The 26,479-nt window shown below is 67.6% G+C and carries 21 protein-coding genes; 12 read left to right on the top strand and 9 right to left on the bottom strand.

The features are described 5' to 3' along the window. Positions 1–58: 58 nt before the first annotated feature. Positions 59–3,424 carry a bifunctional lysylphosphatidylglycerol synthetase/lysine--tRNA ligase LysX gene (gene lysX / locus E1202_RS15915; RefSeq protein ID WP_132683935.1) on the top strand — a complete coding sequence of 1,122 codons (3,366 nt, stop codon included), beginning with the start codon at positions 59–61 and terminating at the stop codon, positions 3,422–3,424. Between the two features lie 437 nt (positions 3,425–3,861). On the opposite strand, the gene E1202_RS15910 is transcribed toward lysX, so the two are convergent. Beyond that, positions 3,862–4,179 (bottom strand): hypothetical protein, encoded by a 318-nt coding sequence (locus tag E1202_RS15910; protein WP_132683934.1) that lies wholly within the window; start codon positions 4,177–4,179, stop codon positions 3,862–3,864. Between the two features lie 269 nt (positions 4,180–4,448). On the opposite strand from E1202_RS15910, the gene E1202_RS15905 reads away from it, so the two are divergent. Together E1202_RS15905 and E1202_RS15900 are read left to right on the top strand one after the other, a co-directional pair. Beyond that, complete coding sequence (locus tag E1202_RS15905) at positions 4,449–6,335, top strand: ABC transporter ATP-binding protein (RefSeq protein WP_235878425.1); 1,887 nt, start codon at positions 4,449–4,451, stop codon at positions 6,333–6,335. A 203-nt stretch (positions 6,336–6,538) separates the two neighbouring features. After that, complete coding sequence (locus E1202_RS15900) at positions 6,539–7,369, top strand: SAM-dependent methyltransferase (RefSeq protein WP_132683932.1); 831 nt, start codon at positions 6,539–6,541, stop codon at positions 7,367–7,369. 254 nt (positions 7,370–7,623) lie between these two features. Here the strand turns inward: E1202_RS15900 and E1202_RS15895 are convergent, their stop codons facing one another. Next, a complete protein-coding gene (locus E1202_RS15895; RefSeq protein WP_132683931.1) occupies positions 7,624–8,754 on the bottom strand; it encodes an aminotransferase class V-fold PLP-dependent enzyme in 1,131 nt (376 codons plus the stop codon). Between the two features lie 547 nt (positions 8,755–9,301). Next, positions 9,302–9,613, bottom strand: a complete 312-nt coding sequence (locus tag E1202_RS15890) for a DUF3303 family protein (protein ID WP_132683930.1) — start codon at positions 9,611–9,613, stop codon at positions 9,302–9,304. Between the two features lie 269 nt (positions 9,614–9,882). Here E1202_RS15890 and E1202_RS15885 point away from each other — a divergent pair, with 269 nt between their 5' ends. Next, complete coding sequence (locus E1202_RS15885) at positions 9,883–10,815, top strand: GNAT family N-acetyltransferase (RefSeq protein ID WP_235878422.1); 933 nt, start codon at positions 9,883–9,885, stop codon at positions 10,813–10,815. A gap of 347 nt (positions 10,816–11,162) precedes the next feature. On the opposite strand, the gene E1202_RS15880 is transcribed toward E1202_RS15885, so the two are convergent. The 5 genes from E1202_RS15880 to E1202_RS15860 form a co-directional block, all read right to left on the bottom strand. Then, positions 11,163–13,055 (bottom strand): helix-turn-helix domain-containing protein, encoded by a 1,893-nt coding sequence (locus E1202_RS15880; RefSeq protein ID WP_132683929.1) that lies wholly within the window; start codon positions 13,053–13,055, stop codon positions 11,163–11,165. Between the two features lie 78 nt (positions 13,056–13,133). Beyond that, entirely contained in the window at positions 13,134–14,465 is a 1,332-nt protein-coding gene (locus tag E1202_RS15875) for an MFS transporter (protein WP_132683928.1), read from the bottom strand. Positions 14,466–14,511: 46 nt separating this feature from the next. Beyond that, a complete protein-coding gene (locus E1202_RS15870; protein ID WP_132683927.1) occupies positions 14,512–15,288 on the bottom strand; it encodes a 3-hydroxybutyrate dehydrogenase in 777 nt (258 codons plus the stop codon). 123 nt (positions 15,289–15,411) lie between these two features. Further along, positions 15,412–16,392 (bottom strand): hypothetical protein, encoded by a 981-nt coding sequence (locus tag E1202_RS15865; protein WP_132683926.1) that lies wholly within the window; start codon positions 16,390–16,392, stop codon positions 15,412–15,414. Positions 16,393–16,612: 220 nt separating this feature from the next. Next, the gene (locus tag E1202_RS15860; RefSeq protein ID WP_235878420.1) at positions 16,613–17,962 is read right to left on the bottom strand and encodes an MFS transporter; all 1,350 of its coding nucleotides are present in this window, start codon (positions 17,960–17,962) and stop codon (positions 16,613–16,615) included. Here E1202_RS15860 and E1202_RS31840 point away from each other — a divergent pair. Next, positions 17,952–18,110 (top strand): hypothetical protein, encoded by a 159-nt coding sequence (locus tag E1202_RS31840; protein WP_207918671.1) that lies wholly within the window; start codon positions 17,952–17,954, stop codon positions 18,108–18,110. The genes E1202_RS15860 and E1202_RS31840 overlap by 11 nt on opposite strands. Positions 18,111–18,185: 75 nt before the next feature. Here E1202_RS31840 and E1202_RS15855 read toward each other — a convergent pair whose 3' ends face one another. Then, positions 18,186–18,971, bottom strand: coding sequence for an IclR family transcriptional regulator (locus E1202_RS15855; RefSeq protein WP_132683924.1), 786 nt, complete (start codon positions 18,969–18,971; stop codon positions 18,186–18,188). Positions 18,972–19,092: 121 nt separating this feature from the next. Here E1202_RS15855 and E1202_RS15850 point away from each other — a divergent pair, with 121 nt between their 5' ends. The 7 genes from E1202_RS15850 (at position 19,093) to E1202_RS15820 (ending at position 26,473) form a co-directional block, all read left to right on the top strand. Further along, positions 19,093–19,452, top strand: coding sequence for a bifunctional 3-phenylpropionate/cinnamic acid dioxygenase ferredoxin subunit (locus E1202_RS15850; RefSeq protein ID WP_132683923.1), 360 nt, complete (start codon positions 19,093–19,095; stop codon positions 19,450–19,452). Further along, a complete protein-coding gene (locus E1202_RS15845; protein ID WP_132683922.1) occupies positions 19,452–20,627 on the top strand; it encodes an NAD(P)/FAD-dependent oxidoreductase in 1,176 nt (391 codons plus the stop codon). Before E1202_RS15850 ends, E1202_RS15845 begins: the two co-directional genes overlap by 1 nt. Before the next feature lie 134 nt (positions 20,628–20,761). Beyond that, complete coding sequence (locus tag E1202_RS15840; protein WP_132683921.1) at positions 20,762–21,907, top strand: aromatic ring-hydroxylating oxygenase subunit alpha; 1,146 nt, start codon at positions 20,762–20,764, stop codon at positions 21,905–21,907. A 200-nt stretch (positions 21,908–22,107) separates the two neighbouring features. Further along, a complete protein-coding gene (locus E1202_RS15835) occupies positions 22,108–23,196 on the top strand; it encodes an S-(hydroxymethyl)mycothiol dehydrogenase (RefSeq protein ID WP_132683920.1) in 1,089 nt (362 codons plus the stop codon). After that, positions 23,193–23,819: an MBL fold metallo-hydrolase gene (locus tag E1202_RS15830; RefSeq protein WP_132683919.1), complete on the top strand. Its 627-nt coding sequence runs from the start codon at positions 23,193–23,195 to the stop codon at positions 23,817–23,819. The genes E1202_RS15835 and E1202_RS15830 overlap by 4 nt, the downstream gene beginning before the upstream one ends. Before the next feature lie 117 nt (positions 23,820–23,936). Then, entirely contained in the window at positions 23,937–25,238 is a 1,302-nt protein-coding gene (gene glyA, locus E1202_RS15825; protein ID WP_207918664.1) for a serine hydroxymethyltransferase, read from the top strand. Further along, positions 25,235–26,473, top strand: coding sequence for a sarcosine oxidase subunit beta family protein (locus E1202_RS15820; RefSeq protein ID WP_132683918.1), 1,239 nt, complete (start codon positions 25,235–25,237; stop codon positions 26,471–26,473). Before glyA ends, E1202_RS15820 begins: the two co-directional genes overlap by 4 nt. The last annotated feature ends 6 nt before the right edge of the window (positions 26,474–26,479 follow it).

The raw sequence follows: 26,479 nt of genomic DNA, 5'->3' as shown, positions 1-26,479 counted from the left end.
GGTCGTGAGGTCAGCATCGATCGTCCACTGCATGCCAGCTTAGGCGGAGGAGGTACGGATGGGTCGGGCAGCATCGGTGGGCCGGTCGACGAGCGAGTGGGGGCCTGCGACCGAGCCGGACTGGACGGCTCGAGTCCCGCGGATCGTGGCCGGAACCTTGGTGTGCATCGCGGCCCTGTGCGCCCTGGCTGCCGTCGGAGCGGCGTTCCGGAGCGGCATGCAGCCGGTGCGCGAGTTCATCGACCTGGTTCTGTTCCCCGCTCCCGCCAACCTCGGGTATGCGGCCTTCCTGCTGGTACTGGCAGGGGCGTTGGGGCGCCGCAAGCGCATCGCCTACCGAATCCTGCTGCTGGTGCTGGCCTTGCAGCTCCTCCTGTCGGGGCTGGTGCTGCTGATCATCCTGGCGATCCCGCAGGAGCCGGGTTTCGTCGAGCAGGTGCTGCCGAGCGGTGTGCGGTGGTCGCTGGGTGCGAACGTGCTGCTCACCACGACCGCGATGGTGGTGCTGGGGTTGGCCTCGCGGCAGTTCTACGGACGGGTGCAGCGTGCCAGCGTGCCCAAGGCGCTGGTGACGTTCGCCGGACTCGCCGCGGTGTTCATCGTGCTGGGCTACGGGCTGGTCACGGTGTTCTCAGGCTCGTTGCACGACTCCGCTGACCAGTTCAGCTGGACGGTCGAACGAGTCCTGGGAGGCGCGGTGACCTTGGACATCACCCGAGCCGGCGAAGCTCCGGGTTGGGTGAACCTCGTGCTCGGCACGTTCGGGATGGCCACGCTGTTCGCCACGCTGGCGGTGCTCTTCCGATCCCAGCGCACCGCCTCGGTCCTGCCTGCTGCCGACGAGCGCCGCGTGAGGAGGTTGCTGGCCGATCACGGCGAGGTCGACTCGTTGGGGTACTTCTCAACGCGGCGCGACAAAGCGGTGCTCTTCTCCAACAGTGGCAAGGGCGCCATCAGCTATCGCGTGGTCGCCGGCGTCTGCTTGGCCAGCGGTGACCCGCTCGGCGACCCCGAAGCGTGGGGACCGGCGATCGAGCGATGGCTGGGAATGTGCCGGGATTACGCCTGGCGGCCGGCCGTGATCGGCGCCGGCGAGCGCGGCGCCCACGCCTACGCGCGGGCCGGCTTGAAGGTCCTTCGGCTGGGCGACGAAGCGGTTCTGGACTTGTCCACGTTCAACCTGGAAGGCCGGGAGATGCGGCCGGTGCGCCAGGCGGTGAACCGGCTGCATCGCGACGGGTACCGGGTGCGGATCCGCAGGCAGGAGGAGATCTCGGCGGAGGAGATGGCCGAGGTCGCCCGCCGCGCTGTTCGGTGGCGGGGAGGCGACACCGAACGCGGCTTCTCGATGGCGCTGGGCCGGTGGGGCGACCCGGCCGATGGCGGATGCGTGCTGGTCGAAGCCGTGAACTCCGACGGTGAAGTGTGCGCGATGCTGTCCTTCGTGCCGTGGGGACGCACCGGCCTGTCCTTGGAAGCCATGCGCCGAGCACCCGAGAGCGACAACGGTCTGGTGGAGTTGATGATCAGCTCCCTGGCGCGTTCGGGAGGACGTGTGCGGGGTGCGACGCCCGCGGGCCTCCAGCGGCTCTCGCTGAACTTCGCGGTCTTCCGAGAGGTCTTCGAGGGAGGCGCCCGGTTGGGCGCGGGCCCGGTGCTGCGGTCCTGGCGCGGGATCCTGCTGTTCTTCTCGCGTTGGTGGCAGTTGGAGTCGTTGTACCGCTCGAACGCCAAGTACCAGCCCGACTGGGTGCCTCGGTTCATCGGATTCGGCGATCGGCGCGATCTGGCCCGAGTCGGGTTCGCCTCGGCGGTGGCCGAGGGGTTCGTACCCCTGCTCGGTTCGAGTGGCGCCGCCACCCCTGCTGCGGCCGCACCAGGTGAGGACCGGATGCCGGTGACCGAGCCGCACGAGCACGAGCCCGGTCGGCGATCGGTCCCCGAACAGATGCGGGTTCGCCTGGACACCGTCGCCAAGATCCGGGAAGCCGGGGGCGATCCGTACCCGGCGCAGGTCCCGCGCACAGACTCCTGCGCGGAGATCGTCGAACGGCATGCCGGAACCGCGCGGGACACCCGCACCGGCGAACGCACCGCGGTCACCGGCCGAGTCGTGTTGATGCGCGACCACGGGCGGTTGTGCTTCGCGACCTTGCGCGATTGGTCCGGGTACCTGCAGACCATGTTCACCACCTCCGACACGGGTACCGCTCGGTGGCGGGCGTGGAAGAACGAGATCGACATCGGCGACCAGGTCTCGGTGCAGGGGGAGGTCATCACCACTCGCCACGGCGAGACCACGGTGTTGGCCGATGATTGGACCTTGGCCTCCAAGTGCCTGCGTCCCCTGCCGGACAAGCACGCCGGTCTCACCGATCCGGAGACCCGATCCCGAGCACGCTCGGTGGACCTCATCGTCGGTACCGAGGCCCGGGACATGTTGCGGGCCCGCTCGGCCGCCCTGCAGGCGTTGCGCTCGACGCTGACCGGCCACCGGTTCCTGGAGGTCGAGACGCCGATTCTCCAACCCGTGCACGGTGGTGCCTCGGCGCAGCCGTTCCGGACTCACATCAACGCCTACGACATGCCGCTGTACTTGCGCATCGCCCCGGAGCTCTACCTGAAGCGGCTGTGCGTGGGCGGGGTGGAACGGGTCTTCGAACTCGGACGCACGTTCCGCAACGAGGGGGTTTCGGCCCGGCACAACCCGGAATTCACGATGCTGGAGGCTTATCAGGCCCACGCCGATTACGCGGTGATGCGGCAGCTGTGCGAAGAGCTGGTGCAGGCCGCGGCCACTGCTGTGCACGGGGCGCCGGTAGCTCGGCGCCAGGGCACCGGCGATCGCGCCGAGGAGATCGACCTGTCCGGAAGCTGGCCGGTGATCACCGTGCACGAGGCGTTGTCCTCGGCGTTGGGGGAGGAGATCACCCCGGAGACCCCGCCGGAACAGCTGCGGTCGTTGTGCGAGCGGACGCAGGTCCCGTTCGATCCGGACTGGCCACGTGGCGCGTTCGTGGTCGAGCTCTACGAGCGCTTGGTCGAGCGCCACACGACGCGCCCGACCTTCTACACCGACTTTCCCGTCGATGTTTCTCCGCTGACCCGCCCACACCGCCACGACCCGAGGCTGGCCGAACGCTGGGACCTGGTCGCCTTCGGCGTGGAGATCGGAACCGCCTACTCCGAACTCGTCGATCCGATCGAGCAGCGCCGCCGTTTGACCGAACAGTCGTTGCAGGCGGCCGGTGGTGATCCGGAGGCGATGGAGTTGGACGAGGACTTCCTGCGCTCGTTGGAATTCGCCATGCCTCCCACCGGCGGACTCGGGCTGGGAGTGGACCGCCTGCTGATGTTGCTCACCGGCCGCCCGATCCGGGACACGTTGCCGTTCCCATTGACCCGTCCCGGGGGCCGCACCTGACCACTCGGGGACGAAGGTGACGCAGAAGCCGCGTTCCGCGCCGATGCGGGTGTGCGGAAGCCGGACGTCGCGCCCGCATCGGCTTCATCTGCACCCCCGCGGAACGGACGCAGGTCAGCGCGCTGATCCGGCACCGGTCGGACCCAGACGGCGCGTGCCCTTGCCGGCTCGCAGGCACGAGCCCTCAGCGGTTGCCATGACGGGTCGGAGAACGCGATCACCGTGACGAGAAGCAATCCTCGCCTCGCGAAGTGCGTCTTGGTGACCATCGTGACCAGCTGATCGTGAGGCGTTGCTGCGTGTCGGTGACACGGCTGGGCTGAACGGGGTGTCTCGATCGGTCGCCCGGAAAGCTCCGGGCGCCGCGCGCGTGGCGTTGCCTCAACCGTTCAGCCGTACCACTCCGCGATTCTGGTGAAAAATGCGAGCCGGGTGTGTCATTGGTGCGGGTCGGCGGGGAACACCGTCAACCGCAGCAAAAACCTGTCGGAAACCGAGGATTGTCGTTCTACCGTACTGAAAAGCATGTGCGAACGCTGCTCAAGCGGCGATGATGGGTTCAAGCCAGGGATGTTCGCCAAGCTGGTAATGGAGATCGCAGCGCCCGACTTCAACGGCGAGCCGGGGCATCGCTGCACTTCCAGCATCACGGAGACGTGCCGGTGGTCCGCCAGCGAGGGAGTGTCCGTTCTCGTCAGAGTTCTGCCGCGGAACGTTCGACTGTCGGTGTTGTCCGGAAAACTGGCCGCAGCCACCGATCACGGCGTGCACGCGCATGAGAATTCGCCTCGTCGATCGCCACGCCCTACTGGGGGAGCGTTCGGCCGCTCGGGGGTGGAGTGAGTGCCGGTCGTGCGTCGATCGGCACTGCGACAGGGCCGAATGGCTGTGTTTCGAGTTCCGATGAACAGTCCGGAGATGGAGTTGCATGCTGGGGAGCAGGAACGGGCACCGACGCACAGCCATGTCAGCGGATGGGGCGCTGATCGGTGTTGAGGATTTGGAACCGCCGAAGTGGGCGGAGGTGGATCAGAAGGTCGCGGGCGCGGGTGTGTGGCAGACGGTCCGTGAGCTGCCGATGGCGGCGAGGCTGGTGGTCGGGCTGTCGTTTCGGGCTTCGCCGGGTCGGACGGTGCTGGCGGGTGTGGTCCAGTTGGCGTCGGGCTGTGCGTCGGCGTTCGGCTTGTTCGCCACGGCCGGGGTGTTGACGCAACTGCTGACGGCCGGGCCCACGCCGGAACGGGTGGTGGCGTCGCTGCCGGCGATCGCGGCTGTGGTGGCGGCTTTCGCCTTGCGCGGGCTGCTGGACAGCGCGGTGTCGGCGGTGCAAGGGGTGCTGATGCCGTTGGTGCGCCGCGCCGCCCAGGACCGGCTCAACTCGGCGGTGGCCGAGGTGGAGTTGTTGGCGTGGGAGGATTCCGACTTCCAGGAACTCGCCCGGCAGGGCGGTTATCAGGGTGTCCAGGCGGTGGAGTCGAGCGTGCGCAGCATCGCTTCGATCTCCTCGGCGCTGGTGTCGCTGGCGGCGGCGCTGATCACGGCGGCGCTGCTCAATCCCTGGTTGTTGCCCGCACTGCTGGTGCCCACGGTGGCCGAGGCGTGGGCGTCGATGCGCGCGGCGAAGCAGGGCTACGTGAACTTCCTGAGCCTGGTGACCCGCCGGTTGCGGCTGCACGTCGTGGAGAACTTGCTCGTCGCACGGGATGTGGGCACCGAACGCACGGCGCTGAACCTGCAGGACTCGCTGCTGGTCGAACATCGCCGCATCGCTGATCAGGTCACCGAGGAGGCCATTCGCGCCGAACACCGGCAGACCTGGACGCGGTTGATCGGACGCACCCTGGCCGGTACGGGCACCGGCCTGGCTTACTGCGTGCTCGGCGCGCTCCTCTGCACCGGGGCGATGCCACTGGCCATCGCCGGAGCCGCCGTCATCGCGATGCGGGCCGCGGCGAGTTCGCTGTCGATCACGATGGTGTCGGTCAACCGCCTCTACGAGCACTCGTTCTATCTCCGGTTCTACACCCAACTGCTCGCCGAATCGACGCGACGCCACAGGCCCGCGACCAGTGTGCGCGTTCCCCGCAACCCGGAGACCATTCGGCTGGAGAACGTGTCTTTCACCTATCCCGATGCCGAGGAACCGGCGCTGGTCGAGATCGACCTGACCTTGCACCGCGGTGAGGTCGTGGCGCTGGTCGGGGAGAACGGATCCGGCAAGACCACGCTGGGAAAACTCATCACCGGGCTGTATCCACCGACCGAGGGCCGGGTGCTGTGGGACGAGGTGGATCTGGTCACCGCGGATGCCCGAAGCGTGTACGAGCAGGTCGCCCTGATCGACCAGGATCCCGCGCGGTGGCCCATGACCGCCGACACCAACATCCGCATCGGCAACCTCGCGGCGCCGGAGCCCTACGGCGCCACCTGGGAAACCGCGTTGCGCGAGTCCGGCGCCGATGAGGTCCTGGCGAAGCTCCCCAACGGGCCGGGAACGGTCCTGTCGCGGCAGTTCCGAGGAGGCCATGAGCTCTCCGGCGGGTCGTGGCAGCGGCTCAGCGTGGGGCGTGGGATCTTCCGCGATCACGCGGCGGTGTTGATCGCCGACGAACCGACCGCCGCGCTCGATGCGAAGGCCGAAGCCCGAGTGTTCGCCGGCTTGCAACGCGCGACCAAAGGATCCCTGGACGATGCACATCGCACCACGGTTCTCGTCACGCACAGGCTGGCCAACATCCGGCGCGCCCACCGCATCGTCGTCATGGATTCCGGACGCGTCGCCGAAACCGGCACCCACGAAGAACTGATGAGAGCCAACGGCCTGTACCGAGAACTGTTCACCATCCAAGCCCGCGCCTACGCAACCGAGGCGAACTGTCACACACGCAGCACGGCAGCGCACCGGGAATAACCGACGGGCAGGGCGTCACCACTGCAGGTGCCAGTGACCACTTCCGCTTCCGCGACCGTGAAAGTGGTTCCCCTCGGCCCCCGAGTTATCCCGATCACCGGTGACGTGAACATCGTGCAGAAGCCCCGCCGCAGGTTGCCACTGCTGCGGCTCGTCACGCTGGGTGGGTGATCAGTCGCTCTTGGTTCGGATACGGTGGTGCCATGAACGACCACGCCAGGGAAGTCGAGTTGGCGGCAGAGGTTTCGCACGCGGATCTCACCAGGCCGAACATCGCGCGCATGTACGACTACATCCTCGGTGGATCCGCCAACTTCGAGGTCGACCGCGCGGCGGCCGATCAAGCGCTCGAACTCGTACCGACAGAACGGGACTACAGCTACATCAACCGCTCCTTCCTCGGCCGCGCGGTGCGCTACCTGGTGACGGAGGCCGGTATCGACCAGTTCCTCGACCTCGGATCCGGGGTTCCCACCGTCGGCAACGTGCACGAGATCGCCCGCGCGCACTGCCCGCAGGCGAAGGTGGCGTACGTCGATTGGGAACCGATCGCCTGCCACCACGCTCGCCACCTCCTCGGCGAGGATCCGCTGGTTTCGGTCACCGAGCTCGACGTCTGCAACGCCGAGGAGGTGCTGCGATCACCGGGCGTGGCTGGGCTGCTGGACCTGGCCAAACCGGTCGCGGTCCTGGCGTTCGGGATTCTCGACCTCGTGCCCGGCGCCGACGGGGCAGCGCTGGTCAAGCGGTACCGCGACGCGTGCGTCGCGGGCAGCGCACTGGCGGTGTCCAACAACGCGCAGATGTCGCGCACCGACGCCGAGGTCGCTGCGCTTCGTTCCCTGCTGGCAGGAACATCGACCCCGCACCTGCACATCCGCACAGCCGCCGAGGTCGCGGAACTGTTTCCGGGGTACGCGCTGGTCGACCCGGGAGTGGTGCCCGCAGCTCACTGGCGTCCGGACGTCCCGGTCAGCGACGAAGAAGCAGCTCGAGGCAACGTGCTCGGCGGCGTCGGCATTCTCCGCAGCTGACCCCCGCGGAGTCGGCACCGAACCACGACCAGAAGACCAGATCGTCCAGTCGCAGACGACCACCCGCCGGTTGACATGAGACCGCGCCACCTGCGGGATCGCCGGGCCTCCGTGCTGACGGCCAAAGACGGGTGGCTTCCCAGGCAGATGCTCACGTTGAGGTCACCGCCGAACACGCGGCGGTGACCTCAACGCCTCCGCACGGATGTGGCAGAAGAGCCTAAGGGTGCGAAGGGCTGATCAGCCGCTGATCGTCAGCGGCTGACCTTGTCCAGCCCCGTCCGGAGCCGGGCAAGGGTGCCCTCGACGTCGCCGAGCTTGTCGAGCCCGAACAAGCCGATGCGGAAGGTGGAGAGTTCGGCAGGCTCGTCGCAGTGCAGCGGCACTCCGGCCGCGACCTGGATACCGGCCTTCTTGAACCCGGCACCGCTGCGCAGCTCCGGGTCGTCGGTGTGGACGACCACCACGCTGGGGGCTGCGAACTCGTCGGTGGCGACCGAGGGGAGCCCGTGTTCAGCGAGGAGCGTGCGCACGCGGCTGCCGAGGTCGACCTGCGCGGCGCGGAGGTCCTCGAATCCGCGGTCGCGGGTCGCGAGCATGAGCTCCAGGTTGTGCGCGAGGGTGTCGGTCGGCATGGTCGCGTGGTACGGGGTCTGGCCCTGCGTGTAAGCGTCCGTGATCGACAGCCACTTCTTCAAGTCGGCGGAGAAGCTCGTCGACGTGCTGGCCTCGACCGCAGCCCGGCCGGCCTCGCTGAGCATGACGTAGCTGGCGCAGGGGGATCCGCTCCAGCCCTTTTGCGGCGCGCTCAGCAGGACGTCGACGCCGAGGTCGGTCATGTCGACCCAGAGCGCTCCGGAGGCGATGCAGTCCAGGACCAGCAGGCCACCGGCCTCGTGGGTCGCCTCGCCGAGGCGGCGGAGGTAGTCGTCCGGCAGCAGCATGCCCGCCGCGGTCTCGACGTGCGGCGCGAAGACCACCTCGGGCCGCTGCTCGCGGATAGCGGATACGACCTCATCGATCGGTGCCGGCTGCCACGGGGCCTGATGCGACGCATCGTTCGGTCGTGCCCGGTATACCGCGTGTTCCTGCGCGATCGATCCCATTTCGAGGATCTGCGACCAGCGGTAGGAGAAGAGCCCGTTGCGCACCACGAGGCAGCGGCGGCCAGTCGCGAGCTGGCGGGCGACGGCCTCCATGCCGTAGGTGCCACCTCCAGGCACCAGCGCAACGCTGTGCGCACGGTAGGCCGTGCGCAGGACGTCGACGATGCCCTGCATCACGCCGACGAAGCGCTGGGACATGTGATTCAGCGAGCGGTCGGTGAACACCACCGAGTACTCGAGCAGGCCACCGGGATCGATATCATCATGAGGCAGTGCCATGCCCGTAGCCTGACACATGCCGAGGAGACGGCTGCGGACAGCATCGTGGACCGGGCCCTGTCGAGTTCGACGGGCGGCGCTGCGCGCGGCTGTTGTCGAGGTGCTCCTCGCCGTCGGATGACGATCAGGCTCGCGAGTTTCGAAATTGCCTCACGGAGGTCGTGGACGTGGTAGCCGAGGCGTAGTTGCCGAACGCCCGTCGGTAGCACGGTGAATCCGCCGCCGGTGCAGCAACCAGGTGATGTCCTGCACGGGACGTTGCACCAGGAAACTCCCGACGCGCGGACCAAAGCAGATCTTGCAGGCCGCGTCGAGGTACCTGCACGCACTCGTGCAGGAATTGCGCGGTTGAGAGCTGTTCGCGCCACGAACACGTCTTCGGGGAGGTGCTGAAAGCCGCGCTTTCGTGCCTCCACGAAATCGCTCCGGCCGTGGCACGAGAACGTCCCTGCCCGGAGGGAAGCGCTTGAGCAGGACGGCGATTGATGACCCGGCCCGCCATGACCACGCTTCGGCAATGCGGACCGGGTCCTTCTTCTTGGTGGCGTCACGAGAAGTTCTTCAGCACTTCGTGGGCTTGTGGGACTCCCGCTTGCATGTCGTTGAAGTCCATGGCCGGCGCGAGTTCGATGTGGGCTCCGACGATCTCGAAAAACGGTTCGGCGATCGCTGGGAGCCGTGAGGCGTCCTGCATGTCGAACACGAAGTAGGCGGTTCGCTTGCCGTTCGACGGGCTGAAAAAGGCCGCTTCAGGCTTCAACTCGTCTCGGGCCCACTGCATGACCTTCTGCAACGTGCCATCGCGGAATGCCTGGTTGCCCTTCTCCGTGTCGATCGAGACTTTCAAGAGCATTCGCATGCTTGCCCCCGTCGCCGCACCGGTCCGGTGCGGCGCACCGATTCGGTACCGGGCAGCGATGCCACCACGGTGTCCAATGACCCGCTTCTTGGCCAGTCGATCAGGGCACCGCCCGCAGCGGCGACCACGACTGTGCTTGCCCGGCGACAACGTTGCTCAGGCTTGTCGCCTGGTCGACGGTGAGCGACCATTGTTTCTGAGAGGGAGCGTCGGCTTCTGGAGGGTGGACGGTGCCTAGCACTGAATTTCCTGCGCATGCTGGAGCCGGTGTGTCGGTCCGTCCGCTCCGGGAGGGTGACCTCGAGGCCGCCGATGTCATCATGCGCACCGCGTTCGGCACATTCCTCGGTGTTCCGGAACCGGTCACGGTGTTCGGTGACGTGAAGTATGTCCAGCCTCGTTTCACCGCCGCTCCGGACTGGGCGTTCGCGGCGGAACGCGACGGGGAGATCGTCGGTTCCAACTTCGTCACCCGCTGGGGAAGCTTCGGGTTCTTCGGTCCTATCACGGTCCGACCGGACTCCTGGGGGCAGGGGATCGCCAGTCTCCTCATGAGGCCTGTCATGGACCTCTTCGAGAAGTGGCAGGTACGCCAAGCTGGCCTGTTCACCTTCCCGCAGAGTCCGCAGCACATCGGCCTCTACCAGAAGTTCGGGTTCTGGCCGCAGTACCTGACGCCGCTGATGGACAAACCGGTTTCGCCCGTCACCGAGGCCCACGGATACACGACGTACTCCGAGACTCCGGAAGTCGAGCGCGATGGGGTCGTGCGCGGATGCTTCGAGGTGACCAACGCCATTTTCAACGGTCTCGACGTGGCGCACGAGATCAGGTCCACACACGCCCAGGGGCTCGGCGATACCGTGCTCCTGCAGGGAGACGCGGAACTTCTAGGGTTCGCGGTGTGCCACTGCGGTGCGGGTGAAGCTGGTAGCGGGGCGTGCTACATCAAGTTCGGGGCAGTGCGGCCGGGAGCGGACGCACCGGAGATCTTCGAGCGGCTGCTTGACGCCTGCGAGGACTTGGCGGGTAAGCGCGGACTCGAACGTATGGTCGCCGGTGCCAACGCGGCTCGTCACGACGCCTGCCGACGATTGCTCGCGCGTGGTTACCGCACGTGGCTCGAGGGCGTGATCATGCAGAAACCGGACGAACCCGGGTACTGCAGGCCCGACACCTATGTCATCGACGACCTTCGTTGACGAGCCCGCGACGGTTTTCAGCGGAATCGGCACCGGACGCGCAATCGAAACGATCTCCGCCCCCGACGTCCCACCAGCCACCTGCACCATCCTCGCAGTTCAGAGGGAATGCACGAGGTTAAAGCCCTGCGTCGCTGGTGTCCCGGTCATGCCTTCACCGGGAAATGACTGTGATCGTGTCCGCTCGAGCCGTGTCTGCCTGAACCGTCTGCAGATCGTCGCCTGCCACCTCGGGGGCCTGCCCGGCTGGGAGGCCGAGCGGTGGTTCGAGGAACGGGTGCCGGAATTGCGAGGAGGCCTTCGAGGTAACCCCGCGCCTGTGCTGGCGCGATCGCGGACGCTCGCCTTCAGCTGCGGTCGGCGGGGGCATCACCGATGATCTTGTTGAGGCGCAGTGCGAGTTGGATCTCCAGCGAGATGTCGTGTGCCTGCCAACCATCGCCGAGGAGTGTCCCGATGCGCTCCAGGCGCTGCGAGACGGTGTTGACGTGGATCTGCAGGCGCTCCTTGGTGCGGTTGAGGTTCATGTGGGAGGCGAAGTAGGCCTCGAGCGTCTCGATCAGCTCGGTGCCGCGCAGCGCGTCGTAGTCGAGCACGGGACCGAGGATCGACCGGATGTAGCCGCGGGCGTCGGCTCTTTCGCCGAGCACCATCCCGATGAACCCGAGGTCGCTCATCGCCGCGCCATCGCCGTCGCGACCGAGCGCGAGCAGTGCGCGCATGCACCTCCTGGCTTCGGTGCAGGTCTGCGCGAGGGCTTGCGGGCCCGAGGCCGGCCCGGCGGCGCCCACGGTCACGCGGGCACCGAGGGAGTTGGTGAGCCCACGGGCGAAGGACCTGGCGGCGTTGCCGGGTTCGGTGTTCGGCAGCAGCGCGACCTGGTCCTCGAGAGCGCCGGCCACGCCACCGGCAGCCCGGGCGTTCCAGGCGACGGCCGTGGCCAGCCGCTCTCTCGGGACGCCCTCGGCATGGGCCACCAGCACCGAATGCGGGCTCGTGAGTTCGACGCCGAGCCGACGTGCGCGCGCGACAAGCCCCGCGGGATCTCGCTGCGGGGCGGTGAGCAGGTCGGCGACCAGCTCACCGCCGACCTTGTTCTCGGCTTCGGCGGTGGAACGCTGGAGCAGGAGCAGCAGAGCGGTGACCACACCGGCTCGTTCGAAGACGCGGCGGTCCACGTCGGAAAGCGCAGGGCATTTGGTGAGCACCAGGCTGCCCAGGAGTTCGGGACCGGCAAGAACGGCGTACACCCAGTTGTTCTCGTGCGCTACGGCCCGTCCGGCCTTGCGCGATGCCGTGACCGCTTCGTGCGGGTGCGGTAGGGGACTGGTTCCGACACGCGCGAGCTCGTTGCCGTCGGCATCGTGAATGGCCAGGCCGCCGGCGAACATGGTGGCAACCGCTGCGGCGACCTCGGAGATGTCCTCCTCGCGAAGCACCAGATCGGTGAGTCGGTCGTGGGCGTGCTCCGAGTGCTGCATCGCCTCGTTGTGCTTGCGGATCGTTTCGTTGGCCTCGTTGAGCTCGTCGACCGCCTTGCGCGTTTCCTCGATCAACCGGGCCGTGTCGATCGCGATTGCCGCGTGGTCGGCCAGCGAGGCCAGCAGTGCCACCTCATCTCGTGAGAAGTCGTGTGCTGTGCGGAAAGCCGCGAAGAGCACGCCGATGACCTCGTCGTTGAGCGACAGCGGCACGCCCAGGATGGCGACCAGGCCTTCTTCGCCGACGGCAGCGTCGATGGGGGTGGTGTGGGCGAAGCGGGAGTCCGCGGCGTAGTCGGGGGTCGCGTACGGGCGGGCTGTTTGGGCGACGAGGCCGCCGAGGCCCTCGCCCATGCCGAGCCGGACCTGCTGGAATTGCGCCGAGACCGATCCGTCGGTCACCCGCATGTAGGTCTCCTCGCGGTTTTCGTCGTTGAGCGACAAGTAGGCGATGTCAGCAGCCAGCAGCATGCGGGCGCGGTGCACGATCGAGCGGAGGACCGCGTTCTGGTCGCGCACCCCGGCCAGGTCGCTGGCGCTGTCGAAGAGCGCCGCCAACTCCGTTTGCCTGCGTTCGTGTTCGGCCACCTTGCGGTGCACCCGGAGTGCGAGCTCGCTGGCCTTCTCGATCTCCTCGAGATCGGCCTCGCACGCTCCGGACGTGCGGGCGGTGACGGCGACCTGCGCGACCTGCTCGCTCGGCGCGTTGTCGGCGAGCAAGGTCAGCAGGCGCCGCAGCGCCGCTGCTGCCTGATCCATGCGCCCAATTCTCCTCGGTGGAATCGGGGGCACCAGCCGGGACGGAGAGCCGGCTGGTGCCCGGCAGGCAGGACGGAGCTAGACCGCCTGGCGGGGTTGCTCGGGAACCGAGCCGAGCCCGGTTGCTCGGGTCTCGCGAGACACCGCGGTGGCGATCACGGTGAGGGCGGCTCCTGCCGCGACGTAGAGGGCGACCGGCGCTGCGGTGCCGTAGCCCTTGAGCAGCGCAGTGGCGATCAGCGGTGCGAGACCACCGGCGACGACCGAAGCGAGCTGGTACCCGATGGAGGCACCGGAGTAGCGCACCTGGGTGCCGAAGAGCTCGGAGAAGAACGCGGCCTGCGGACCGTACATCGCGCCGTGCAGGACCAGACCGACCGTCGTGGCCAGAGTGATCACCAGAGGAGACGCGGTGTCGAGCAGCCCGAAGAACGCGAAGGCCCACGCACCGCTTCCGAGCGCGCCGATGATGATCACCGGACGTCGGCCCCAGCGGTCCGACAGCGCGCCCCACAGCGGGATCGTCGCGAAGTGCACGATCGACCCGATGAGCACGGCGTTGAGTCCGACGGACTTCGGCAGACCCACCGGGCCGGTGAGGTAGACGAGGATGAAGGCGGTGATCACGTAGTAGGTGGTGTTCTCGCCCATGCGCGCACCCATCGAGATCAGAACCTCGCGCCAGTTGTCCCGCAGCACCCGTGCGATCGGGGCGCGCACCACCGCTGAACTGCGCCGGGCCTGCTCCGCGGCCTCCAGGAACACCGGCGACTCCGTCACCGAGAGCCGAATCCACAAGCCGATCATGACCAGCACACCGGACAGCAGGAACGGGATGCGCCACCCCCAGTCCAGGAACGCCTGGTCGGACTGGACTGCGGCCAGGATGGCCAGAACTCCTGTGGCCAGGAGGTTGCCGCCCGGAGCACCGGCTTGCGGCCACGACGCCCAGAACCCTCTGCGTTGCGGTGATCCGTGTTCGGAGACGATGAGAACCGCACCGCCCCATTCGCCGCCGAGCGCGAAACCCTGCACCAGACGCAAGGTCGTCAACAAGATCGGAGCCGCGATGCCCACCGAGGCGTAGGTGGGCAACAAGCCCATCGCGCAGGTCGCGCCGCCCATCAGGAGCAGGCTGAGCACCAGCAGCCGCTTGCGGCCGACCTTGTCGCCGAAGTGCCCGAAGACCAAGCCGCCCAGCGGCCGGGCGCCGAATCCCGCCGCGTAGGTGCCGAAGGCCAACAACGTTCCGGTCAGCGGATCGGAGTTCGGGAAGAAGAGCTTGTTGAACACCAACGCCGCCGCTGAGCCGTACAAGAAGAAGTCGTACCACTCGATCGTGGTGCCAACCAGGCTGGCACCGATGATCCTGGAAATCGATGTGCGTTCGGGTGTGGGTTCCTGTGTCATGATGCACCGCTTCGTCGTTGGAGCAGGATGTCTGGCAGCAGCACGGCTAGTGCGCGGTCCACCCGCCGTCGAGGGACAGCGAGCTTCCCGTCATCGAGGGACACCGGTCGCCGCTCAGCCACAGAACGGATTCGGCGACCTCGCTCGGTTCGATCAGCTTCTTGATGCCGGCTCGGGAGAGGAGGACGCGTTCGGTCACCTCGTCCTCGCTGATCTGATGGGCCTGCGCTTGGTCGGTGATCTGGTTCTCCACCAGCGGGGTGCGCACGTACCCGGGGTTGACGCAGTTGCTCGTCACCCCGAACTCGGCACCTTCGAGAGCGGCGGTCTTGCTCAATCCCTCCAGCGCGTGCTTGGCCGAGACGTACGCGGACTTGTACGGACTCGCGCGCAGGCCGTGGACGCTGGAGATGTGCACCAAGCGTCCCCACCGCTGGGAATACATGTGCGGAAGGCACTGCTGCATGAGCAGGAACGGTGCCAGGACCATGACCTTGTGGATCAGGGAGAACCGTTCGGCTGGGAACTCGTGGATCGGAGCCACGTGCTGCAACCCGGCGTTGTTGACGAGGATGTCGATTTCGCGAGGTAGTTCTGCGATCGCATCGGCGTCCGACAGATCCACGACGTGGGAGTCGCCGCTGATCTCGGTCGCGAGGGACGCAGCGCTGCGCTGGTCGACGAGGTGCACGGCGGCTCCGGCTGCGGCCAGCGCCTCAGCGCAGGCCTTGCCGATTCCACCCGCGGCGCCGGTGACGAGAGCGACCTTTCCCTCCAGCGCTCGCCCGTTCGCCGCGGTGTTGTGCGGGTCACTTGTGGTCATGACGGACAAGGTAGGACGCCTGCCCGAGGGATGGCATGTGGTGCCAACACACAAACATCGCGGGATCCACGTGCGTGTGCCACATGAACGCGCACAGCACGGTGCACGCGCGTCCGGCCTGCTTCAGCGCTGATCAGAAACGGGTGCTCGCCTTCGCAGGCGAAGACCCAGCGCCGAGGCGGCGAGGAACACCACCCCCACCAGCAGCACCACGACCGGCCCGCCGACCGCACCGCCCGTCCAGTCCCAGACCGCTTCGGGCACCGCCACTGTCACGGCGAGCACGCCCAGCGCCAGCAACACCACGGCCCGCTCGACCAAGTAGCCGCCGAAGCAGAGCAACCCGATCAACAGGGTCAACCCGTAACCCACCCACGACGGGCCCTGGCCCACCGCGTACTGCGCCCCGGCCAGAGCGATCAGCACGCCGGCCCCGAGGACCGGGCGGCGGTGACGCACCACGCCAAGAACAGCGAGTGCGGTCCACACGGCGCCCAGTGCCACCAAGCCCGTCGTGTGGGCCGGTGACGAGCTGTCGAACCATTCGGCAACCGCGGCTGCCACTACGCCGACGCTGAACCCGACGGCCACCAGCAGAACGGGAAGTCCGCCCACCACGACGTATCCGAGCAAGGCGACGAGCAAACCGGTGCCCGAGGCCGCCAACGACTCGAGCACGTCAACCCCGCTCGCGACGGCGAGCGCAGCCGTGCAGGAAGCCAAGGCGACCAGGGCGGACACGATCCGGCTGCGCGCAGACGGTTCCGCTTCGCCGAACGCGCGCAGCGCACGCGGCCCGCCGGCCATGACCAGTCCGGCGCCGACCAAGGCGAGGGTCGCGGCGACCAGCAGGGCAACGCGTGCGGGGACTGCCAGGTCTTCCCAGTGCATCCCCACCAGCAGAACGGCCGCACCGAGGACCAGCGCACCGCCGATGTAACCGAGCACCTCCCACACGGCGGTGCGCGAGCCCCAGGCCGCACCCCGCTCGCGGTCCAGCTCGTCGAGGACGGCTGCGACCTGCTCACGGGAGAGCACGCCCCGTTCGCCCAACCGCTCCAGACGTGCGCGTTGCTCCGAGGAAAGCCGCTGCGAGTTGCTCATCGACGGCATTACAGCATCACCGCAGCCACAAGTCCCTAGGTGCTTCTACTCAACACCTTCTTGGGTGTGTGGAAGAGTCCTTCGGTGCGCCACCCGTGACAAGCTCACTGACTCTCTCCGCAGGCAGACAATGTCACGGTGACGAAATGAGGTGGCTCCCCAGGCATCTGCCGATGCCTGGGGAGCGAGGGTTCGCGCGATCGCTCGGGCTGGCGCCTGGTCACTCCGGCCGGTCCTTGGGCGGGTTCTCCATGGGCACGCCGTCGTCGGAGAGCGGGGGAGTGGGCAGGTCCGCGCTCGAGCTGAGTGGTGCGGCTCCGGTCAGGGGTCTTCCAGCCGGTTCTTTGAGGAAGAGGGTGCTCGCCAGCCCGACCGCTCCTGCTCCGATGAGGTAGTAGCCGGGCCAGTCGAGGTTCCCCGTCGTGGTGACCGCGACTCCGATGACCGTGGGTGCCGTTCCGGCGAATGCGGACACGAAGACGTTGAAGATGATGGCGAGGCTGCCGTAGCGGATGAACGTCGGAAAGAGCGTCGGCAGGGTAGATGGGGTCACCGCTGCGAAGCAGAGCAGGGCGAAACCCATGATCATCAAGCCCGCGACCTGACCGGGAAGGCCTGCCCGCAGCAGCCACACCGAAGGAAGGCCGAACAGGATGAGCGACGCGCTGCCGGTGAGCAGGATGGGTTTCCTGCCTATCCGGTCGCTGAGCTTGCCGACGAAGACGATGGCGATCAGCATCGCGAGCATGACGGCGACCTGAAGCGTGGCCGACATGGCCCCGCTGGTTCCGCTCTCGCCGTGTCCGGGCAGGGTGGTCGTCAGGTAGGTCGGCACGTAGTTCGTCAGCACGTAGTTGGTGACGTTCCAGGCGACGATCAGTCCGCCTGCGATCAGAACCGCGGAGCGGTAGTGCTTGGCCAGGATCTGGAACACGCGTCGCAGTGCCATGGTGGTCATCGCCGGCGAGCGCTCCATCTGCTGCCGGAACGCCGGGGTCTCTTCGAGGTCCATCCTGAGGTAGAGCCCGGTGAGGCCCAGCGGGAGGGCGAGCATGAAGGGAAGCCGCCAACCCCACGCCAGCAGCTCGTCTTCCGGCAGTGCGGCCACCAGGATCGAGGTGAGACCAGCGCCGAGCATGTACCCGATGAGCGTGCCGAACTCCAGCAGGCTCCCGAGGGAACCGCGTCGGCGGTCGGGGGCGTACTCGGCTACGAGGGTCAGGGCTCCGATGTACTCGCCACCCACCGAAAAGCCCTGCAGCATGCGGATGAACAGCACGATCAGCGGCGCTGCGATGCCGATCGCGCCGTAGCTGGGAACGAGTCCGAGCAGCGCGGTCGCCAGCGTCATGAGGAAGATCGTTGCGGACAGGACTCTGGTCCGGCCGAAGCGGTCTCCCAGCGGTCCGAGGATGATCCCGCCGAGCGGGCGGACCACGAACGCGGCCGCGAAGGTGCCCAGGGTGAACACCGGTGCCCACTCGCCGGCATCGGGGAAGAAGACCCGATCGAGGGCGAGGGCGATGTAGGAATAGGTGCCGAAGTCGTACCACGTGGCGATGTTGCTCAAGGCCGCAGCCGTTGTCGCGCGCCGAATCGTCTGCGCGTCCTCGATTGCCGGCTTGCCGCCCGCCCCCGGTGGCACGGGCGTGCCGTTCACCCTGCCGGTCCGTTCGGCAGGATGTCCGATCGGGACGTTCGAGGAGGTCGACGCATGATCACCTTCGGGGGCACGGCTGATATATCTATGAACGATAATAGATATGTTTTGGGTGTCAAGGTTCTCAGCGCAGCTACGGGCCCGCGAGCTGCTGCAAGCGTTCGAGGAGCTCCTCGGCGGCCTCACCGAGAACTCGCGCTAAAGCGGGAAAATCGGCCGCGCGGAGGTGCTCGCTGTCGGCGGTGACGCTCAGCGCTCCGGCCACGCGCCCGCCGGGCCTCAGCACCGGGACCGCGACGGAGTGGAGCTCGGCCTCGAACTCCCCGCACGCGGTCGCCCAACCGCGGTCGCGCACCCGGTTGAGGTCGGCGGTCAGGACCCCGCGCGAAACGATGGTGCGCTCGGTGAAGCGGGGCAGCGGTTGCCGCAGGACCTCCTCGAACTGCTCGAAGCCGAAGTTCGCCAACAGCACCTTCCCGCTCGCAGTCGCGTGCAGTGGCAGTCGGAGCCCGATCCAGTTGCGCTCCGTGCTCGGCTCCTGGGCGACGGTGGTGGCACCTCCGGCGTCGAGGACGCTGATGCTCACGATCCCGCGCAGTTCGGAGGCCAGCCGGGCGCAGATCGGTTTGCCCTCCCTCGCGATGTCCAGCTGTGCCGCGGTGGTGCCGGCGAGTCGGACGATGCCGAAGCCGAGTTGGAACTTGCCGCGCGAACCCACCTGTTCGACGAACCGGAACTTCTCCATGGTGGTCATCAGGCGGGACGCGGTCGACTTGTGCACGCCCAGTTCGCGTGCCAGCTCGGTGACGCCCGAGGGGCCGCGTTGCCCCAGGAGGACGAGCAGGGACAGAGCTCGCTCGACGGCCTGGGTGGCGGTCCGGGGCTCGGCGGCCCCTACCGCCTCGCTCTTGTTGTGCATCTTGCAACTCCGAAATCAGCGCGGGTCGATTTGGGTTCGGTTAATTGACGGGAAACGGTCAGTGTCGGATGCTCTGTTGCGAATCACACGTCGTGTTCCGCAATCAGCAACAGGAGCAACGATGATCTCAGTTGGCGCGGCGGTCGACATCCCGGTCGGAGAGTCTGTACGTGTGCAGGGCAGCGTGGCAATCGCGGTCTTCAACGCGGACGGCATCTTCTACGCGATCGACGACACGTGCACCCACCAGGATGCGTCGCTTTCGGACGGTTGGCTCGAGGACTGCGCGGTCGAGTGCCCCTTGCACGCCGCCTGTTTCGACCTCCGCACCGGTAAGCCCAGCGGGCCGCCCGCGCGGAAACCCGTGCGAACGCACGAGGTGGTCGTCGACGACGGGCAGGTGTTCGTGCGCGAAACGATCGAAGTGGGCGCGGAAGCCGGTGCAGAGGTTGCCGGAGTGCTTGGCGAAGGGGCTCGTTGATGAAGACCATTGCCGTTGTCGGGGCTTCCCTCGCCGGGTTGACCGCGACTCGGTCCCTGCGCGATCAGGGGTTCGAGGGGCGCGTCGTCGTGGTCGGCGACGAGGCCCACGCGCCTTACGATCGCCCTCCTCTGTCGAAGGACTTCTTGGCCGGGACGGTGTCGGAGGAGGACCTGGAACTGGCGACGCCCGAGGACGACGAGCTGTGCGCGGAGTGGCGTCTCGGGCACTCGGCGGCAGCGCTCGACACCGGCGACGGGGCGGTTGTGCTCGACACCGGCGAGCGGATCGTGGCCGACGGCGTGGTGCTGGCGACCGGCGCCCGGGCCAAGACCCTCCCGTGGCACCTGCCGAAGGGCGTCCACACGCTTCGCACGCTCGACGACGCACGGGCGCTGCGCGACGAGCTGGTCATGGGAACCCGCCTGGTCGTGATCGGGGCGGGTTTCATCGGCTCCGAAATCGCCTCGACGGCGCTCGGCTTGGGCGTGGAAGTCGATGTCGTCGAAGCCGCGCCCGTGCCGCTGCTGAAGGCGCTCGGGGCGGAGATGGGCGAGGTCTGCGCCGGGTTGCACGTCACGAAGGGAGCTCGGCTGCACACCGGCGCCGCTCTCGCCGAACTGGTCGGTCGTGAGCAGGTGACGGCCGTCCGCTTGTCCGACGGTCGTGAACTGCCCGCCGACGTGGTGGTGGTCGGGATCGGCGCGGAACCGTGCGTGGAGTGGCTGCGCGGGTCCGGCGTCGACCTCGATGACGGTGTTGTGACCGACGCGCAAGGCCTGACGGACGTCCCCGGCGTCGTCGCGGTGGGGGACTGCGCCAACTCCCACCGGAACTTCCTCGGTGCGTCCCGCCGCATGGAGCACTGGACCAACGCTCTGCAGCAGCCCGTCGTCGCGGTGTCCGCCCTCCTCGGCCGGAACTACGTACCGCCGGCGCACCACGAGGTGCCGTACTTCTGGTCGGACCAGTACGGCCACAAGATCCAGTTCGCCGGCCGCCGCACCGAGGGTTCCAAGACCGAAGTGATCGAGGGGAGCCTCGAATCGCTCGACTTCCTCGTGCTCTACCGCGATCAAGACGGGAACCCGGAAGGGGTTCTCGGGATCGATCGCGCCCGCTCGTTCGGGAGGTGGCGCCGCCAGCTGGCGGGATGCCTGCCGGCCGGGAGGTGATCGCATCCGCGCAGTCCCCTCCGGTCCGCGCTGCGGCTCTCGGGCGTGGAGCTCGCCTGCTCCACGAGCCCTGGCCCCGCGGAGATCGAGCCCACTGCTCGTAGCCACGTCGCAGTTGAAGGAAAGGATCATTCGTGAGCTCCGTAGAAGCCCACGGCCAGGAGAAGCCGGAATCCACGTCCAGCCTGATCCCGACGTTGCCGGGATCGCATTACACCGACGCAGCGGTCTTCGAACTCGAGAAGTCGCGGATCTTCCAGAGCAACTGGTTCGCCGCGGCGCGCAGCAGTGACATGCCGTCGCCGGGCAATTTCCGCAACGTCGACGTCGGAGGGGAGAGCGTCCTGATCGTGCGCGGTCGCGACGGTGCGCTGAGAGCCTTCCTCAACGTCTGCCGTCACCGCGGTGCGCGCTTGTGCACCGAGGAAGCGGGGTCGGTGCGCAAGTCCTTGCAGTGCCCGTACCACGCGTGGACTTACGGTCTCGATGGTTCGCTCATCGCCGCACCGAACCTGAATTCCATGAACGACGTCAACCGCGACGAGTACGGCCTGATCGGCGTCACCTTGAGGGAGTGGCTCGGAACTGTCTGGGTCTGCCTCGCCGACGAGCCTCCTCCGTTCGAGGACGCCGTGCAGGGAGCGGTCACGGCCAGGATGGGTGATCCCTCAGCCATCGACGGTTGGGGGATCGACGAACTCGTGGTCGGCAAGCGGATCACCTACGACGTGAAGGCGAACTGGAAGCTCATCGTCGAGAACTTCATGGAGTGCTACCACTGCGCGACGATCCACCCTGAGCTGACCGACGTGCTTCCGGAGTTCGCTGACGGATACGCCGCGCAGTACTTCGTCGGGCACGGGGCGGAGTTCGGCGAGGAGGTCACCGGTTTCACAGTCGACGGCCAGGGTGGGTTCGGCACCCTGGCCGGCGTTGACGAGGACCACGATCGGCGTTACTACGCGATCACGATCAACCCGCAGGTGTTCATCAACCTCGTCCCGGACCACGTGATCTTCCACCGGATGTACCCGGTGGCCGTGGACCGGACGATCGTCGAGTGCGACTGGCTGTACACCCAGGAGGTCATCGACAGCGGTGTCGATCTCTCCGGTTCGGTGGAGCTGTTCCACCGGGTCAACCAGCAGGACTTCGACGCCTGCGAGCGCTGTCAGCCGGCGATGTCCTCACGGGCTTATGCCTCGGGCGGCGTGCTGGTTCCCAGCGAGCACCACATCGGGGAGTTCCGGGACTGGGTGGCCTCCGCAGTCGCAGGCTGAGGATCGCGGGACGCCGGGTGAGCGTCCCGAAAGGCCCACTGCGCTCTGGACTGATATACCAGTCGCATGTCACAGTGGGCGCCCGGAACTGCGTTCCCGCGCTCGATCTGCGGCGTCGCAGCCGGAACGCGGGCCTGCGGTCGACCGTCGGCAGGCGTGTCCGTGGTCGAGGAACAATCGCGAAGAAGGAGAAAGGCGTTATGCCACAAGAGGTCCGTGGAGTGGTTTCGCTCGCGCAGGGCAAACCCGTCGCGGTCGAGACGATCGTGATTCCCGGCCCGGGGCCGGGTGAGGCGGTCGTGCAGGTGCAAGCGTGCGGGGTGTGCCACACGGACCTGCACTACCGGGAAGGCGGGATCAACGACGAGTTCCCCTTCCTGCTCGGGCACGAGGCCGCAGGCATCGTGGAATCGGTCGGTGAGGGCGTCGTCAACGTCGCCCCGGGCGACTACGTGATCCTGAACTGGCGCGCCGTCTGCGGGCAGTGCCGTGCCTGCAGCAAGGGCAAACCGCAGTACTGCTTCGACACCCACAACGCGACGCAGAAGATGACGCTGGCCTCGGGCCAGGAGTTGAGCCCTGCACTCGGGATCGGTGCCTTCGCGGAGAAGACGCTCGTGGCGGCCGGGCAGTGCACCAAGGTCAACCCGCAGGTGAAGCCGCAAGTGGCGGGGCTGCTCGGATGCGGTGTGATGGCCGGAATCGGCGCCGCGATCAACACCGGGGACGTGGCACGCGGTGATTCGGTCGCGGTCATCGGCTGCGGAGGCGTTGGTGATGCGGCGATCGCGGGTGCCGAGCTCGCGGGAGCGAGAACGATCGTGGCGGTGGACCGAGACCCGCGGAAGCTCGACCAAGCCAGGGAGTTCGGGGCCACGCACGTCGTCGACGCCCGCGAGGCCGATGTCGTCGAGGCCATCCGGAGTCACACCGGCGGATTCGGCGCCGACGTGGTGATCGACGCCGTTGGGCGCCCGGAGACCTGGAAGCAGGCGTTCGAGGCTCGCGACCTGGCCGGCACGGTCGTGCTCGTCGGCGTGCCGACGCCGGACATGATGGCACCGGAACTGCCGTTGATCGAGTACTTCGGCCGCGGTGGTGCGCTCAAGTCATCGTGGTACGGCGATTGCCTGCCCTCACGTGATTTCCCCGCGCTGGTCGACCTGCACCTGCAGGGCCGCCTGCCGCTGGAGAAGTTCGTGACCGAGGAGATCTCCCTCGACGCGGTCGAGGACGCCTTCGAGAAGATGCACCGCGGTGACGTGCTGCGTTCGGTGGTGGTCTTGTGAGCCCGATCGAGCACCTGGTCACCTCGGGCACCTTCTCCCTGGACGGGGGCACCTGGGAGGTCGACAACAACGTCTGGCTCATCGGCGACGAGCGCGAGGTCCTCGTCATCGACCCCGCGCACGACGCCGATGCGGTCGCGGAGCGGGTCGGCGGTCGTCGGTTGACGGCGATCGTGTGCACCCACGCCCACGACGACCACGTCAACCAGGCACCAGTCCTGTCGGACAGCTTCGATGCGCCGATCCTGCTCGACCCGGCCGAAGCTCCGCTGTGGAAGCTGGCGCACCCGGACCGGCAACCGGACCGGGAGTTGTCGGACGGTCAGGTCATCACGGTGGCCGGTATCGGTTTGCGCGTCCTGTCGACACCGGGGCACTCACCGGGCTCCGTCTGCCTCCACGTGCCGGAGCTCGAGACGATCTTCACCGGGGACACGCTTTTCCAGGGCGGACCCGGGGCTACCGGGCGGTCCTACTCCAGCTTCGACACGATCATCAGCTCGATCAGCCGCGACCTGCTCGCGCTGCCGGGGGAGACGACTGTCCACACAGGGCACGGGGGCTCCACCACCATCGGGGCCGAAGCTCCGCATCTGGAGGAGTGGAGGGCGCGGGGGTACTGACCCCGGGTCTTCGCGGAAGGCCGTCGTCGGGCTCTTGACCGAGCCCGCGACGGCCCTTACTTTGACATACAACTGATATATCAATAATGAACTACAGATACACCAGGAGGTGGCCGCATGTCCGCAACGGTTGATCGTCAAGGGGCGGAGAGCGCCGAGAACGCGCTCGGTCTTCCCTTGGCGGAGACGGACCCGGAGGTCCATGCGGCCGTCAACCGGGAGTTGGCTCGCCAGCGCGACACGTTGGAGATGATCGCGAGCGAGAACTTCGCGCCGCTGAGCGTGATGCAGGCCCAGGGGTCGGTGCTGACCAACAAGTACGCCGAGGGGTATCCGGGGCGTCGCTACTACGGTGGTTGCGAGAACGTCGACGAGATCGAGCAGCTGGCCATCGACCGGGTCAAGGCGCTCTTCGGCGCCGACTACGCGAACGTGCAGCCGCACTCCGGAGCTCAGGCGAACTCCGCGGTCATGGCCGCGCTGCTGGAGCCGGGCGACACCTTCCTCGGTCTGGACCTCGCGCACGGCGGGCACCTGACGCATGGAATGCGCTTGACCTTCTCGGGGAAGTACTTCGACGCCGCGGCCTACCACGTGCGCGAGAACGACCACCTCGTGGACATGGACGAGGTGGAGCGGCTGGCGAAGGAACGGCAGCCCAAGCTGATCATCGCGGGTTGGTCGGCCTACCCGCGGCACCTGGACTTCGCGGAGTTCCGCCGGATCGCCGACGAGGTCGGTGCCTACCTGATGGTGGACATGGCCCACTTCGCCGGACTGGTCGCAGCCGGCCTGCACCCGTCGCCCGTGCCGCACGCCCACGTGGTCACCTCGACCACGCACAAGACGTTGGGAGGACCGCGAGGCGGTGTCGTGCTCGCTGAGGGGAGCCTGGCCAAGAAGCTGAACTCCAGCGTCTTCCCGGGACTGCAAGGCGGCCCGCTCGAGCACGTGATCGCGGGCAAGGCGGTGGCGTTCAAACTCGCCGGAGAGGCCGCCTTCCGCGAGCGGCAGGAGCGCACCCTGGCCGGGGCGAGGATCCTGGCGGACCGGCTGCTGCTGGAGGGGAACGTCGGCGTGGTGTCGGGTGGAACCGACGTCCACCTGGTGCTGGTCGATCTCCGCAATTCCGAGATGGACGGCAAGCAAGCCGAGGACCGGCTGCACCAGGTCGGCATCACGGTGAACCGGAACGCGGTCCCGTTCGATCCGCGACCGCCGATGGTCTCCTCCGGCGTCCGCATCGGTACTCCCGCGCTGGCTGCGCGCGGCTTCGACGACGAGGACTTCCGCGAGGTCGCGGACGTCATCGCGCTGACGCTGCGCCCCGAGACACCGCAAGCCGGCCTCGACGCCCTGTCCGAGCGCGTCGCGAAACTCGCCCAGAGCCGTCCTCTCTACCCGGAGCTGCAGGCATGAACACGAATTCCCCGCCTCCCGGCGCGGACCTGCCCGAACACCCGGATTTCCTCTGGCGCAACCCGGAGCCGAAGAAGTCCTACGACGTGGTCATCATCGGTGGTGGCGGGCACGGTCTGGCGACCGCGCACTACCTGGCGAAGAACCACGGCATCACCAACGTCGCCGTGCTGGAGAAGGGTTGGCTCGCGGGCGGGAACATGGCCCGCAACACCACGCTGATCCGGTCCAACTACCTGTGGGACGAATCGGCCGCGATCTACGAGCACGCCTTGAAGCTGTGGGAAGGGCTGGAGGACGAACTCGGCTACCCGATCCTGTTCTCCCAGCGCGGTGTGCTCAACCTCGCCCACACCGAGCAGGACATCCGGGATTCGGTCCGGCGGGTCGAGGCCAACAAGCTCAACGGCATCGATGCGGAGTGGCTGAGCCCCGAAGAGGTCGAGCAGGTCTGCCCGATCGTCAACGTCTCCGACGACATCCGCTACCCGGTCCTGGGCGCGACTTATCAACCTCGGGCGGGGATCGCCAAGCACGATTACGTCGCTTGGGGGTTCGCTCGGAGTGCGGACGAGGCCGGAATTGATCTGATCCAGGACTGCGAGGTCACCGGGTTCACCGTGGACGGTGAACGGGTAACCGGCGTGCGCACCAGTCGTGGTGACATCGCCTGCGGGACCGTCGCGCTGTGCTCCTCCGGGCACACCTCCGTCCTGCTGGACGAGCTCGGCGTCCGCGCCCCCTTGCAATCGCACCCGTTGCAGGCACTGGTGTCGGAGCTGCTGGAGCCGGTGCACCCGACCATCGTGATGTCCAACGCCGTGCACGTGTACGTCTCCCAGGCGCACAAGGGCGAGCTGGTCATGGGCGCAGGCGTGGACTCCTACAACGGTTACGGGCAGCGCGGCGCGTTCCACATCATCGAGCGGCAGATGGCCGCTGCCGTCGAGCTGTTCCCTGTCTTCGCTCGTGCGCACCTGCTGCGCAGCTGGGCGGGAATCGTCGACGTCACCCCGGACGCGAGCCCGATCGTCGGGCGCACACCGTTCGAGAACGTCTACGTCAACTCCGGCTGGGGGACCGGAGGGTTCAAGGTCACGCCGGGGCTCGGCTGGTGCTACGCGCACACCATCGCCCACGGCGAACCGCATCCGCACGTCGCGCCGTTCAGCCTCGACCGCTTCACCACCGGAGCGCTCGTCGACGAGCACGGCGCCGCTGCCGTCGCCCACTGAAACCGA

Source organism: Saccharopolyspora karakumensis (assembly GCF_004349225.1).
Taxonomy (GTDB): domain Bacteria; phylum Actinomycetota; class Actinomycetes; order Mycobacteriales; family Pseudonocardiaceae; genus Saccharopolyspora; species Saccharopolyspora endophytica.
The sequence above is the reverse complement of the archived record's forward strand: the minus strand, read 5'-3'. Positions and strand labels throughout refer to the sequence as shown.

Coding starts and splice junctions, on each gene's coding strand:
- lysX (WP_132683935.1), top strand. CDS start 59: ATGGGTCGGGCAGCATCGGTGGGCCGGTCGACGAGCGAGTGGGGGCCT.
- E1202_RS15900 (WP_132683932.1), top strand. CDS start 6,539: ATGAACGACCACGCCAGGGAAGTCGAGTTGGCGGCAGAGGTTTCGCAC.
- E1202_RS15895 (WP_132683931.1), bottom strand. CDS start 8,754: ATGGCACTGCCTCATGATGATATCGATCCCGGTGGCCTGCTCGAGTAC.
- E1202_RS15890 (WP_132683930.1), bottom strand. CDS start 9,613: ATGCGAATGCTCTTGAAAGTCTCGATCGACACGGAGAAGGGCAACCAG.
- E1202_RS15880 (WP_132683929.1), bottom strand. CDS start 13,055: ATGGATCAGGCAGCAGCGGCGCTGCGGCGCCTGCTGACCTTGCTCGCC.
- E1202_RS15875 (WP_132683928.1), bottom strand. CDS start 14,465: ATGACACAGGAACCCACACCCGAACGCACATCGATTTCCAGGATCATC.
- E1202_RS15870 (WP_132683927.1), bottom strand. CDS start 15,288: ATGACCACAAGTGACCCGCACAACACCGCGGCGAACGGGCGAGCGCTG.
- E1202_RS15865 (WP_132683926.1), bottom strand. CDS start 16,392: ATGAGCAACTCGCAGCGGCTTTCCTCGGAGCAACGCGCACGTCTGGAG.
- E1202_RS31840 (WP_207918671.1), top strand. CDS start 17,952: ATGTTGCTCAAGGCCGCAGCCGTTGTCGCGCGCCGAATCGTCTGCGCG.
- E1202_RS15855 (WP_132683924.1), bottom strand. CDS start 18,971: ATGCACAACAAGAGCGAGGCGGTAGGGGCCGCCGAGCCCCGGACCGCC.
- E1202_RS15850 (WP_132683923.1), top strand. CDS start 19,093: ATGATCTCAGTTGGCGCGGCGGTCGACATCCCGGTCGGAGAGTCTGTA.
- E1202_RS15845 (WP_132683922.1), top strand. CDS start 19,452: ATGAAGACCATTGCCGTTGTCGGGGCTTCCCTCGCCGGGTTGACCGCG.
- E1202_RS15835 (WP_132683920.1), top strand. CDS start 22,108: ATGCCACAAGAGGTCCGTGGAGTGGTTTCGCTCGCGCAGGGCAAACCC.
- glyA (WP_207918664.1), top strand. CDS start 23,937: ATGTCCGCAACGGTTGATCGTCAAGGGGCGGAGAGCGCCGAGAACGCG.
- E1202_RS15820 (WP_132683918.1), top strand. CDS start 25,235: ATGAACACGAATTCCCCGCCTCCCGGCGCGGACCTGCCCGAACACCCG.